Source organism: Streptomyces sp. NPDC059003 (assembly GCF_042740445.1).
In the GTDB taxonomy this organism is placed as follows: Bacteria; Actinomycetota; Actinomycetes; order Streptomycetales; family Streptomycetaceae; genus Streptomyces.
Genome location: NZ_JBHYJH010000135.1, coordinates 15,271 through 28,155, shown reverse-complemented (window position 1 = coordinate 28,155; position 12,885 = coordinate 15,271). Strand labels below are relative to the sequence as shown.

The following is a 12,885-nucleotide window of genomic DNA, read 5'->3' as shown; positions in this document are numbered from 1 at the left end:
TCCTGGCACGGCTGTGGCCCCTCCCGCGCGGGAGGGGCCACAGCCGTGCCAGGAGGCTTGGCCTAGCCGGGAGGTTTGGCCTGCACGCGCCTCACAGCTCCTTGATCCGGATGTCCCGGTACGACACCACGTCGGTGACCCCGTGGACCTGGAGGCCCAGATAGCCCGACGCGAAGCGGCGGCCGTCCGTGCCGGGGTCGTCGCCGCGCGGCGGCTCGAAGACCTGGCCGCCCGTGTTGTCGAACTCGTTGATCAGGGCGCCGTTGCGGTACACCGAGTAGTGCTGGTCCACCACGCGGATCTCGTAGTCGTTCCAGGTGCCCTTGGGCGTCACGCCCGCGCCCGCGAGCCCGACGCGGTCGAAGCCGTAGACCGAGCCCGTCTTGTACATGTCGCCGTCCGGGCGGTCGAAGACCTGGACCTCATGGCCGTACTTGATGGCGACCCACTCCGGACGCGACTCCTCCGGGTGGTCGTGGACCTGCGGGAAGCGGACGAAGACACCCGAGTTGGCGTTCCCGGAGCCCGCCGCGTCGTCCCGCCACTGGAGCTTCAGCGAGAAGTCCCCGTAACGGCGCTCGGGGAACCACAGCATGCCCAGGCCGTTCTTCGTCGTGCCGGACGTCATCGAGCCGTCGGCGTTCAGGCCGAACGAGCCACCGCCCACGTGCTGCCACTTGGCGAAGGACTTCTGCGTGCCGTCGAAGAGGTGGCGGTAGCCCTCGGTCTGGCCGGGCTTGCCGATGCCGGACGCCTTCGCCGCCTTGTTGATCTTGTTGTACTCGCGCTGGTCGAGCTCGCCCGCCTTCTTCAGGCGGTCCGTGACCGTCTTGACGTGCTTCAGGAACAGCGCGTGCGACGACCAGTCCTTCTCGTCCTCGATCAGTTCGTTGATGCGGCAGCGGTTGTTGGTGACGCGGTTCGGGATGCCCGTGTCGACGGTGCCGACGAACACCGTCGACCGCTCGTCGTACTCCGGGCAGTTGGGGCCGGGCACCCCGCCGCCCTCGTCGACCGTGAACGACACCGTCTTCGCGGCCGCGGTGTTGCCCGCCTTGTCGCTCGCCCGGTACGCCACGGAGTGCCGCCCGACGCGGTCCACCACCACCGGCGCCGTGTACGCGACGTACGGGCCGCCGTCCAGGGAGTACTCGACCTTGTCGACGCCCGAGTCCGCGTCGGTCGCCGTCACCGTGACCTTCGCCCGGCCGATGTAGGCGCCGTCGGAGTTCTTGTCGCCGTCGACCTTCGCCGACGTCTCCGGCGGCGTCCTGTCCTGCGCGGGCGGGGCGACGACCGTGAACTCGACGGACTTCTCGGCCGCCACGTTCCCCGCCTTGTCGGACGCGCGGTAGCGCACCTTGTGGGCGCCGACCGCGTGCACCATCACGGGCGCCGTGTACGCCGTCCACGCACCGTCGCCGAGCGCGTACTCGACCTTGTTGAGCCCCGAGCCCGCGTCGGACGCCGACACCGTGACCGTCGCCATGCCGACGTACTGGCCCTGCCCGTTCTGCTCGCCGCTGACGGTCGCCGAGGTCTCCGGCGGCGTCCTGTCGTCCGTCGGCGGCGCGACCACCGTGAAGTCGACGGACTTCTCGGCGGCCACATTGCCCGCCCGGTCGCTCGCCCGGTAGCGGATCTTGTGGGTGCCGACCGTGTTCACGACCACGGGAGCGGTGTACGGCTGCCACGCGCCGTCGGCCCCGACCGCGTACTCGACCTTGTCGACGCCCGAGCCCGCGTCGGTCGCCGACACCGTGACGGTCGCCGAACCGACGTACGCGCCCTCGGAGTTGGTCGCCCCGTCCACCGCCGCCCCGGTCTCCGGCGCCGTCGTGTCCTGGCCGCCGCCGTCGGTCACGACGAGGATGCCCTGCATCGCGCCGTGGCCGGGGATCGTGCAGTAGTAGCGGTAGCGGCCGGGGGTGAGGGTCACCTCGGCGGTCCACTTGCCGCCCTTGTCGTCGCCGGGGTTGGCGAGGATGTTCAGCGGGACGTCGTTGTTGTACTCCGGGTCGGAGACGTCGAACGTCAGGGTGTGCGGCATGCCGGTGGTGTTGCCGGTCGCCACGCTGTTCTCGAAGACGATCGTCGTCTTGCCCGCGACCGCCGTCGTCGGCGCCGACTTGTACTTGGTGATGTCGTTGTCGGCGGTCCAGGTCAGGGTCTGCTGCTGGAGGCGGGGCCCGTCGGGGCGGGCCGTGGCCGCCGAGGTGAGGCCGAGCACCAGGGCCAGCGCCGCGAGCAGCGCAGGCCACACTCTTCGGTGGTGGGCCCGCGGGGGAGCGGATCTCATCATCGCGCCTTCCTGGCCAGGTCGTTCGCGGCCGGGGTCGCGTCGCCGCCCTCGTACGTCACGCGCCACAGCGCCGACTTGGCGTCCGAGGTGAAGAAGCCGCGCCCGTAGTCGAGGACGTACAGCGAGCCGTCGGCGGCGAACTTCCAGTCCATGAGGTTCTTGATGCCGTCGTTGCCGACCGGGATGATCTTGCGGAGCGACTCGGCGTGCACCGGCAGGCCGCCCTTGCCGACCGTCTTCGGGTCGGTGAGCACCGCGTGCCGCGGCTGGTCGCCGTCGTAGAAGTCGCCGACGAACCACTTGCCGTCCCAGTACGAGGGCCAGCGGTCCGCGCTCGGCGCCGTGGCGTCGTACCGGTAGACCGGGCCGTTCATCGTCGCCTGGCCGCCGCCCTTGAGCCACGGCAGGAGCTGCTTCTGCTCCGCCGCCTTGTAGCTCGGCACGCCGTTCGCGTCCCGCGGGTAGACGATGCCGCCGCCCTGGGGCGAGTACCAGATGGTGTTGGGCTCGGCCGGCGGGATCTTCACCAGGCCGTCGTTGTTGGGCGACTCGTTGCGCAGGTTCTTGCAGTCGTACCAGCCGAGCGGCTTGCTCGGGTCCGGCAGGTTGCGGTCGCGGTAGGGCTGGTTGTTGCCCATGCAGTACGGCCAGCCGCGGTTGGAGGCGTGGGTGATCGCGGCGAACGTGTCGTACTTCGCCGGGCCCCACGTCGTCGACGGCTGGCCCGCGTCCGGGCCGACCCAGCCCGCGTACAGCGTGTCCGTCTTCTTGTCGATGGAGATGCGGGCCGGGTTCCTGACCCCCATCACATAGATCTCGCCCCGCGTCTTGCCGCCGCCCTCGTCCGGCTCCTTGCCGGTGAAGAGGTTGCCGTCGGGCAGCGTGTACGTGCCGTCGGGCTCGGGGTGGATGCGCAGGATCTTGCCGTTGAGGTTGTTGGTGTTGCCCGCGGTGCGGCGCGCGTCGGCGAAGGAGACGCCCTTGAAGCTGGGCTGCGGGTTGTTGCCCGAGTAGCCGTCGCTGAAGCCGGACGAGTTGTTGTCACCGGTCGCGATGTACAGGTTGCCCTGGGAGTCCCAGGCCATCCCGCCGCCCGAGTGGCAGCAACTGTGGATCTGCACCGGCCACTTGAGCAGCACCTTCTCGCTGTCCATGGCCAGCTTCCCGGTCGCCTTGTCGTAGGTGAAGCGGGAGACGTACCGCTCGCCCATGTGCTTGTCGCGGTCGATCCGGGAGTGCGGCGTGTAGTGCAGGTACACCCAGCCGTTGTCCTGGAACTTCGGGTCGAGCTCGATGCCGAGCAGGCCCTCCTCGACCTTGATCAGCTCACCGCCGCCGCCCTTGTTGCCGAAGACGGTGAGCGCGCCCGCGAGGGTCACCTGCTTCGTCTTCGGGTCGTAGACGTGGATCTCGCCCCTGCCCTTGCCGACGTCCGGGTTGTTCCAGTCGGTGACGACGGGCTGCGAGGAGTCGGCGCCGCCGCGGCCGATGTAGAAGACCTTGCCGTCGGGGGCCGTGACCAGGCCGTGCGGCTCGCCGATCTGGTCGTTCTGGCCCGGCTTGTTGGGCTGGGTCAGGCGCTCCGCCCGGTAGTTCGAGGTGATGGCCGCCTTGCAGTCGGCGCGCGCCAGGCGGGTCGTCCACAGCAGGGCGCCGCGCAGATGGCTGCGGAAGTCCGTCTCGTCGTAGGCGTCGGCGGTGCCGCCCATGCCCGTGTAGAAGGACCGGCCGCCGTCGTAGTCACGGCACCAGGACACCGGGTGGTCCCAGCCGTTAGCGCCCTCGCCCGGCTTGTACGTCGCCTCGCGCACCCGCGCCACGGTGTGCACGCCGCCCGACGGGTTGGTCTCCCAGTTGAGCCACTTGTCGGGGCGCTTCCACTCCAGCGGCAGGTCCTTGGTGGCCGGGCTCTGCCGGTCGCCGACCTCGACGGTCGCGCGCTGCACAGCCGTCGGGCTCTGGTCCTTGGGGCGGGCCCCGATGAGGCCGGTGAACCAGCTGGAGTACGGCTCCGCGCGGGCCGCGTCGTGCAGGCCGAGGAAGCCGCCGCCGGCCTCCATGTACGCCTCGAGTCCCGCCTCCTGCTCGGGGTCGAGCACATCGCCGCCGCCGGTCACGAAGGTGACCGCGTTGAACTTGCCCAGCTGCTTGGCGTTGGTGAACACGGCCGGGTCGTCGGTGGCCGTCACCGTGAACCGCTGCGCGGCCGGGCCCGACTGGCCGATCTTCTCGATGGCGGCGATGGCCGCGTCCACGACGGGCGACTCGTCGCCGGACGCGGCCGAGCCGTAGAAGACCAGGACGCGGACGTTGGCGCCGCCCGGCGGGGCGGGAAGGGCCTTCGACATCGTTGTCTTGAAGGCGTCCGTGTCGACGGGCGGCTCCGGGAAGGGGCGCGCGGCCGCGGTGGGGCCCGTGAGGACACCGGCGGCGACGGCGCCCGCGGCCAGGGCCGCAGCCCAGGCGCGACGCCCGGTTCTGTGCCTGAGTCCGCTGAACTTCCGTGTGGTTAAGGGTCTTTGATGCGGTGTGCTTCGCATGGGAACACCACCCTCGTCGGTCACAGCAACAGCGTCGATGAAGCTAGACCTCTTTTCGCGGCTCGCCAATAGGTATGGGCGCACTTCGCTCGAACTTTGTCCTGCATGTGGAAAAACGGGGACCCCGCCGCTACCGTGTGGCCGGATCCGGTCCCCGTGTGCCCCTCCAGGGCTCGCTCGTTTCCGTACGACGTATCAGTTCCCGTACCGCAGTGGGGAGTTCGGCATGGACAGACGGAGCTTCAACCGCCGGATGCTGGCCGGCGGCGCGGCCGCGGCCACCGGGGTGACATCGTTGTCGGTCATGGCGTCCGACACCCCCGAGGCCGCCGCGGCCGACAGCCCGCCGAGGACGGCCCCCGCGGGCGGCGAGGTGCGCCGCATCACGATGTACGCGGAGAAGCTCCCGGACGGGCAGATGGGCTACGGCCTGGAGAAGGGCAAGGCCTCCGTCCCCGGCCCGCTGATCGAGCTCAACGAGGGCGACACGCTGCACATCGACTTCGAGAACACCACCGACGTCGACGTGAGCCTGCACGTCCACGGCATGGACTACGAGATCTCCAGCGACGGCACCAAGCACACCAAGTCCCAGGTGGCGCCCGGAAGGAAGCGCACCTACACCTGGCGCACCCACGCGCCGGGCCGCCGCAAGGACGGCACCTGGCGCCCCGGCACCGCGGGCTACTGGCACTACCACGACCACGTGGTCGGCACGGACCACGGCACCGGCGGCCTGCGCAAGGGCCTGTACGGCGCGGTGATCGTGCGCCGCAAGGGCGACATCCTGCCGGACAAGACCTGCGTCGTCGTCTTCAACGACATGATGATCAACAACAAGCCCGCGCACTCCGGTCCCGACTTCGAGGCCACGGTCGGGGATCGCGTGGAGTTCGTCTCGATCACGCTCGGCGAGTACTACCACACGTTCCACATCCACGGTCACCGCTGGGCCGACAACCGCACGGGCCTGCTGGCAGGCCCGGACGACCCGAGCCGGATCGTGGACGACAAGATCACGGGTCCGGGCGACTCGTTCGGGTTCCAGGTGATCGCGGGGGAGGGGGTCGGCGCGGGGGCGTGGATGTACCACTGCCACGTGCAGAGCCACTCGGACATGGGGATGGTGGGGCTCTTCCTGGTGAAGAAGCCGGACGGGACGGTCCCGGACTACGAGCCGCACCATCGGCGCGGGGCGGGCGCGAAGGGCGGCGCGTCCGGTGATGGTGCGTCAGGGAGTGCTGCGGACAAGGGCGGAGAGGGGCACGACCACGGCTAGGCACGGCGCGTGGGCTGCGCGTTCGCGCTGGGCTGCGCATCGTTGCACCGGGAGCTGTGCCGCAGGTGGTCGGAGGGGCCGCCCGGGCGGGGGCGGCCCTTGTGCGTCCTTTGTTCCACGCCCCGGTGACACGCGTGCGTACGCCCCGGTTCACCGTCCGGTGTACGGCGGTCCGCGACCCACTGGGAGATCCGGTGCGGCGCCGTATTCTGAGCGCTGAACGCAAGGCAGCCACCGGAGGAGTCCGCAGGTGTGTTCAGCGAGCGCCGTCCCGCGTCCCACTCTGGAGGCGGTGGCCGCGCGGGCGGGGGTGTCCCGGGCGACGGTGTCGCGGGTCGTGAACGGCGAAGCGGGCGTGCGGGAGGCCCTCGCCACGAAGGTGCGGCGGGCCGTGGAGGAACTCGGCTACGTCCCCAACCGCGCCGCCCGCAGCCTCGTCACGCGGCGCTACGACGCCGTCGCGGTCGTCATAGCGGAGCCCGAGACGCGGGTGTTCGCCGACCCGTTCTTCGCGCTCCAACTGCGCGGCATCAGCAAGGAGTTGACGGCGCGCGACGTCCAGCTGGTGCTGCTCCTGACGGAGGGGCGCGCCGACCACGAGCGGGTCGGGCGCTATCTGTCCGGCGGGCACGTCGACGGGGCCCTCGTCTTCTCGCTCCACCTGGCCGACCCGTTGCCCGGGATCATCCACGGCGCGGGCGTGCCCACGGTGTTCGGCGGGCGCCCCGGCTGGGCGGGCGGCGTCGACAGCGTGCGGTACGTGGACTGCGACAACCGCGACGGGGCACGGCAGGCCGTGCGGCACCTGGCCGGGCTCGGCCGCACCCGCATCGCGCACATCACCGGCGCCCTCGACCAGACGTCGGCGGTCGACCGCCTCGACGGCTTCCGTGACGTGCTGCCGTCCGCGGACCGGCGCCTCGTCGCCGAGGGCGACTTCACGCCCGCGGGCGGCGAGCGCGCGATGCGCCGCCTCCTCGACCAGTACCCGGACCTGGACGCGGTGTTCGCCGCGAACGACCTCTCGGCGGCCGGGGCGCTGCGGGTGCTGCGCGAGACGGGGCGGAGGGTGCCCGACGACGTGGCGGTCGTCGGCTTCGACGACATGCTGCCCGTGGCCGAGCAGGCGGACCCGCCGCTGACCACGGTGCGCCAGGACATCGAGGAGATGGGCCGCCTGATGGCGGCGATGCTGCTGCGCGGCCAGGAGCAGGGGGAGGACGCCGACGACCTGCCGGAGGGGGCGAGCGTGGTCCTTCCGACGGAACTGGTGCGGCGGGAGTCGGCGTAACCGGGGCGGTCGTCGGGGGCGTCACGGTCGTCGTGGCGCAGAGCGTCCTGAACGTCCCCCGGAAAGTTCCTCGCCGCCTCCGGTCACATTTCTCGCGCTCGCGGGGTCATAGCGATAGATCCGCTCACCCGGCGGATCCACCGGGAGACGAAGCTCCCGGGCTTCGTGAGACCTAGTGGGCGGAGAGCAGTCATGACGGAAACGATCCTGGTCACCGGTGGTACGGGCACGCTCGGTCGCCTCGTCGTGCCGCTGCTGCGGGACGCGGGCCGCGAGGTGGTCGTCCTCAGCCGGCACGCCAAGGCCCCCCACGACGGCGTCACGTACGTGACCGGCGATCTGGTCAAGGGGGAGGGCGTCGAGGCGGCGGTGGCCGGTGTCGACACCGTGCTGCACCTCGCGGGCGGCCCGAAGGGCGACGCCGAGGCGGCCCGGAACCTGGTGCGCGCGGCCCAGGACGCCGGAGTGCGGCACCTCGTGTACATCTCGGTGATCGGCGCGGACCGGGTGCCGCTCGGCTGGTTCAGGTCCAAGCTGGACGCCGAGCGGGCCGTGGCGGACTCCGGCATCCCGTGGACCACGCTGCGCGCCGCCCAGTTCCACGACCTGGTGCTCAACGTGACGCAGAAGATGGCGAAGCTGCCCGTCATCCCCGTTCCCGGCGGGCTGCGCTTCCAGCCCGTCGACGCCCGCGAAGTGGCGGCCCGGCTCGCCGAGTTGACGCTCGGTGCCCCGAAGGGCCTGGTCGCGGACCTGGCCGGGCCGAAGGTGTACGGAATGGGCGAGCTGAGCCGCGGCTATCTGGCGGCGCGCGGAAAGCGCCGCCTGATGCTGCCCGTCCGGATGCCCGGCAAGGCCGGCCGGGCCTACCGGGCCGGGGAGAACCTCACCCTCGACGGCGCGCAGGTCGGCGGGTGCACCTGGGAGGAGTTCCTCGCCGAGCGGATGGGCTGACCCGTCAGGCCCCGGTCAGGCCCCGGCTCAGGCCCGGACTCAGGCCCCGACCGACACGGTGAACCGGCGCGGATTCCCGTCGTGCGCCGCGCCCGACACGTCCGGCTGACCGTCCGGCCGGACGTCGTCGTACGGGAAGGCGTACCCGATGGGCGAGTTGGCGTGCACCACGCGCGCCCAGTGGTTGGTCACCGCGCCCCGGTAGTAGTCGGCGGCGGTCGTGCCGTTCGGTTGCGACGGATGCGTGAGCATGATGCTCCGGTTGAAACCGGCGGCGAGCCGGGCGAGCAGGCCCTTCTTGTCGTCCGGGTCGCCCGGGTTGTTGGCGAACGGCCCGTGGTTGCAGGTGAAGACGTCCTTCGAGGTGGGCTTGGCGAAGGTGTGGCCGCCGTCGAAGGTGAGGACGTCGCCGCGGACCCGGCCGACGCGCACCCCGCGCCCGCCCTGGAGGTCGATGCGCAGGTCGGTGCCGCGGTACTTGTCCCACACCTGGTCGACGTAGCCGGTCCACAGGTCCCGGAACGGCATCTGGTCGGGGCGGTCGAAGTAGGGGGCCATGACGCTCTGCGGCGACACCACCCGCAGGACGCGCCCGCCGCCGCGGATCACCAGCTTGTCCCAGGGCTGCCCGTCCCGGCCCGCCTGCGCCACCAGGTCGGCGGCGATCCGGTCGACGGCCCCGTCGGGCAGCGGCGCGACGGTGTGCCTGGCGTCGCCCTCCAGGGTCAGGCCGATCGGCAGGGCGGTCACCAGGTCGACGTAGCTGATGTTGGCGTACAGCTGGGTGCTGTTGAAGGTGAACTCGCAGAACGACCAGGTGCGGCCGTAATTCGGGTCCGCGGGGGTCGCGAAGGCGGGCTCGACCAGGGCGGGGCCCGGGTTGAGGAAGAAGTCGAGCTTGTCGTCGCGCACGAAGTACACGCGGGCGCCGTACATCTGGGGGAGCGTGAGGACCTTGGGCGCGGACCCCGCGGCGCCGAGCGGGATGGCGCAGTCGACGGGGAGCGGGGTGCCCGGGGCGGAGGGGGAGTCGGGGCGGTAGACGCCGCCGTCGGGCTTGAGGAGCAGCCAGCGGCCCGTGCCGTTCTCGTGGCCGGTGACGTACGCGCGGACCTGGCCCGGCAGCGACTTGTTGCGCAGCGCGAGCTCGCAGGTCGCGGGGGCCGCGGCGGCGCGCGGGCTGAGGGCGGCGCCCCAGGCGGGGTAGGTGAGGGCGCCCGCGGCAGCGGCGGATGACGTGAGGAACACTCGGCGCGATATCACGGAATCTTCTCCTGGCTCGAACGTCTCGGACGTCCGGATGTGGGGGGCGTGGGGGGCAGGAGTGCGGCCCGGGTGCGCGGTGGTGCCTCGAGGTGCCTCCACTGTTGCGGCGGGGAAAACGCGGCGTCAAGAGATAGGACTGAGAGCGCTCTCAGAATCTGGTCGGCGTTCATAAGACGATGGCGGGACGGGCGCGCGGGGTGACGGGATCCGGCCGTCGCGGGTACGGCACGTTCCGGCTCGACGGCAAGTCCGTAACCGGAGGAGTCCCGGACCCGGGAGGGAAGCCCGGAGCCCGGGAAAACCAGCGTCCGGGGTCCCGGAACGGACAGATCCGGAGCCGGGTGGGGACAGGCCCGTAGCCCGGGATGGACGGACCCGGCGCGCCGCGTTGATCGAACGTTGATCCGTTGTTTCGCGGCGTCGCGCACCATCGCAGCATGCACACTGACACCACCGTGACCGAAGCCGAACTCGCCTGGCAGGAGCAGGCGCTGTGCGCGCAGACCGGACCCGACTTCTTCTTCCCCGAGCCCGGCAGCTCCGTGCGCGAGGCCAAGCGCATCTGCCGTCTGTGCGAGATGCGCTCGGCCTGCCTGACCTACGCGCTGGAGAACGACGAGCGGTTCGGCGTATGGGGCGGGCTCTCCGAGAAGGAGCGGATGAACCTGCGCCGGGAGAACGCCGCGCGCCGCGCCTAGGGCCTGTCCGGGCGGGACGCCTCACGCATACGTGACCGTGAACCGCCCGGTCCCCGCCGGAACGTGCACGTCGTCCCCGGTGACCGGCAGATCGCGCCCGTCCGCCGTCGCCGAGCGCACCGCGCCGAAGCGGCACGGGTAGACGTACCGCACCCCGTCCGGGGCCCGCGTGATCTCCACGGCCACGGTGCGGGCGCCCGCGTCATGGGTGAGCCGGTAGCCGAAGGGCGCGCCGAACAGCGTCGGCGCGCTCTCGACGGCCACCCGCTCCCCGTCCGGCACCCAGTGCGGCCGTACCCCGGGCGCCACGTACAGATGCGGATCGCGGTCCTCGTCGGCCTCGAAGAAGAGGATGTCGCGGAGCAGCAGCAGATACTCCGCGGCCGCCCAGCCGTGTGGAATGTCCCCCATGTACCAGTGGCGGTGGGGCACCTCCTGGTAGTCGGACGCGATGGGGAAGGCGTGCTGCTCGTTCCACGCGCCGAGCGCGACCGCCCGGTCCTCGGTGCGCGGCAGCGACGCCGCCACGGTCCAGCCGAGCAGCGCGTCCATCCGCGCCGCGTCCCCCGCGAGGAGATACGCGTGCGCCAGCTGCATCGTCAGATACGGCCCGTACGCGTTCCACGCCGCCTCGTGCCGGAAGCCGCCGGTGACGAAGCGGGCGTACATCGTGTCGAGCGTCCAGCGCGCCGCCCGGTCGATGTCGGCACCGAGCTTCGCGCCCATGTGCAGGCGCAGCGGATGGAAGTAAGCCGCCGCGCCGATCATCGTCGAGTCGCGCCGCCCGACGTCACCGGGGCCCGTCGGAATGTACGTCTCCCACTCGCCGCGCCGCCGCTGCTCGTCGAGGACCCAGCGGATCGACGCCGCCGTGGCCTGCTTCAGGTCGTCGAAGGCGCCCCAGAGCTCACCGACCTCGGGCGTGCCGAGCCGCTCGGCGAGCCGCGCCGCCTCGTAGAGCCCGGCCAGGCCCCACAGGTCGTCCCAGTAGTGCGGCTTGTCCCGCTCGCCGAGGTGCTCGGCGCTCCAGCCGCTGTGCAGCAGCCCGTACGGGTCGCGGTTGTCCCGCAGCCAGCGCGCGCCGTCCACGACGTACGGCGTGTACAGCTTCGCGCCGAACGCCGCGGCGCGGCCGCTCGTGCGGTCGAAGCGGCCGATCGCCCACAGCGCCTGGCCGTTGCTGTCCCACTCGCGGTCGTCCTTCTCGTGCGGGCCGCCGTAGAAGCCGTACTCGGCGCACGGCCCGACGCGGCCCGTGCCGCGGTTGAACCGCAGCGGATAGTGCGTGCCCAGCTGGTGCTCCGCGAGGGCCGCGTCCCCCACCAGGGAGCACGCTGTGGCCTCCACCGACGAGTCCCGGATCCAGAACGAGTCGTACACCGTCGGGCCCGGGTGGATCTCGCCGTGGTCGGACAGGATGAGCAGCTGCGACCGCGCCTGCCGGAACAGACCCGTCAGATGGGCGACCGGGCCCGGGAACTCGGGCTGCACGCCCTGCCCGATGAGCTTTCCCGTCCAGAAGTCCCGCGTCGCCGCCGCAAGATCGCTCGCCTGCCCGGCCCGGATCTCCGCCAGGTCCTCCGCCCCGCTGTACAGATCGACCGGAAGCCGCACGTCGACCTCGAACACGTCGCCGCCCTCGACCCGGAACGGCCACGCGAACGCGGCACTGCACAACCCCGCGACCTGGTCCTGCGCCTCCAGGGCGCTGTTGAACTTGCCGTCCGTGACCAGGTCGTGGAACGGATTGCGCACCAGATACGCGTCCGGCTCCGCCACGAAGTCCGGATTGCCGTACACGCCGTAGTGCTCGGGCGCCGTGCCGAAGACCGGGCCCCAGCCCGAGTTGGTCTCCACCCGCGCCTCGTCCGGCAGATAGCGCAGGAACGTCAGGCGCCGGTCGGTGAGCTGCTGCCCGCGGCGGTCGTGCCGCTGGAACCCGCTCGGGCCCGCGGGCAGCACGGCCGCGCACAGCCAGCCCTCGCGCGGCCGCTCGTCCGGGCTGCTCACGGCGAGCCGGTGCACGGCGAGATCCCGCTGCCGCGCCCCGACCGTCGTCGCGAACGTCCGCTGAAGGAGTTCGAGGCCGTCCGGCGTCAGGAGCGTCGTGTGGACGATCGGCAGATGCGGCTCCTCCATGTGCTGCACGACGGTGCCGCCGCCCGCGAGCTGGGGCAGGCTCACCGTGCCCGTCGCCGGGTCGTACACGAACGAGGCCAGGCAGTACTTGTCGTAGACCGGCTCGACCTCGCCGCCCTGCCCGATCAGCGACTCCTGCCGGTGGTCCTTCACCCCGACCATGTGCCAGTACCGGTACAGCGCGTTCGAGGCGAACGCGGCCTCCTTCGACTCGTACGTGCCCGCGTCGAAGTCGTCGCTCCAGCGCCGGAACGCCGCCTGCGCCCACCACGGCACCGGGTACGGCACCCGCGTCCGGTCGGCCCAGGCGCGCCACATGACCTCGTAGAACATCCACTCGTGGGTCTGTACCACCGCAGTGCACCCCCAGCGATCGATGTCGGTCCCAGCTGCCGGTCCCGGATGTGGGTCCCAGG

At 71.5% G+C, this 12,885-nt stretch carries 8 protein-coding genes; 4 read left to right on the top strand and 4 right to left on the bottom strand.

The window, feature by feature from the left end; translation table 11 throughout:
* Positions 1-91 precede the first annotated feature (91 nt).
* Both ACFWZ5_RS34055 and ACFWZ5_RS34050 read right to left on the bottom strand, forming a co-directional pair.
* Positions 92-2,299, bottom strand: a complete 2,208-nt coding sequence (locus tag ACFWZ5_RS34055; RefSeq protein WP_384793376.1) for an OmpL47-type beta-barrel domain-containing protein — start codon at positions 2,297-2,299, stop codon at positions 92-94.
* A complete protein-coding gene (locus ACFWZ5_RS34050; protein ID WP_384793372.1) occupies positions 2,299-4,842 on the bottom strand; it encodes a ThuA domain-containing protein in 2,544 nt (847 codons plus the stop codon). The genes ACFWZ5_RS34055 and ACFWZ5_RS34050 overlap by 1 nt, the downstream gene beginning before the upstream one ends.
* 226 nt (positions 4,843-5,068) lie before the next feature.
* On the opposite strand from ACFWZ5_RS34050, the gene ACFWZ5_RS34045 reads away from it, so the two are divergent.
* The 3 genes from ACFWZ5_RS34045 to ACFWZ5_RS34035 all read left to right on the top strand — a co-directional run bounded on the left by ACFWZ5_RS34045 (position 5,069) and on the right by ACFWZ5_RS34035 (position 8,366).
* Positions 5,069-6,121, top strand: coding sequence for a multicopper oxidase domain-containing protein (locus ACFWZ5_RS34045; RefSeq protein ID WP_384793369.1), 1,053 nt, complete (start codon positions 5,069-5,071; stop codon positions 6,119-6,121).
* 250 nt (positions 6,122-6,371) lie between these two features.
* Positions 6,372-7,412 (top strand): LacI family DNA-binding transcriptional regulator, encoded by a 1,041-nt coding sequence (locus tag ACFWZ5_RS34040; RefSeq protein ID WP_384793366.1) that lies wholly within the window; start codon positions 6,372-6,374, stop codon positions 7,410-7,412.
* A 192-nt stretch (positions 7,413-7,604) separates the two neighbouring features.
* Positions 7,605-8,366 carry an SDR family oxidoreductase gene (locus tag ACFWZ5_RS34035; RefSeq protein ID WP_384793362.1) on the top strand — a complete coding sequence of 254 codons (762 nt, stop codon included), beginning with the start codon at positions 7,605-7,607 and terminating at the stop codon, positions 8,364-8,366.
* Between the two features lie 39 nt (positions 8,367-8,405).
* Here the strand turns inward: ACFWZ5_RS34035 and ACFWZ5_RS34030 are convergent, their stop codons facing one another.
* A complete protein-coding gene (locus ACFWZ5_RS34030) occupies positions 8,406-9,629 on the bottom strand; it encodes a glycoside hydrolase family 64 protein (RefSeq protein ID WP_384793359.1) in 1,224 nt (407 codons plus the stop codon).
* Between the two features lie 440 nt (positions 9,630-10,069).
* On the opposite strand from ACFWZ5_RS34030, the gene ACFWZ5_RS34025 reads away from it, so the two are divergent.
* Positions 10,070-10,330, top strand: a complete 261-nt coding sequence (locus tag ACFWZ5_RS34025) for a WhiB family transcriptional regulator (protein WP_384793356.1) — start codon at positions 10,070-10,072, stop codon at positions 10,328-10,330.
* A gap of 21 nt (positions 10,331-10,351) precedes the next feature.
* Here ACFWZ5_RS34025 and ACFWZ5_RS34020 read toward each other — a convergent pair whose 3' ends face one another.
* The gene (locus tag ACFWZ5_RS34020) at positions 10,352-12,823 is read right to left on the bottom strand and encodes a hypothetical protein (protein ID WP_384793353.1); all 2,472 of its coding nucleotides are present in this window, start codon (positions 12,821-12,823) and stop codon (positions 10,352-10,354) included.
* Between the last annotated feature and the right edge of the window lie 62 nt (positions 12,824-12,885).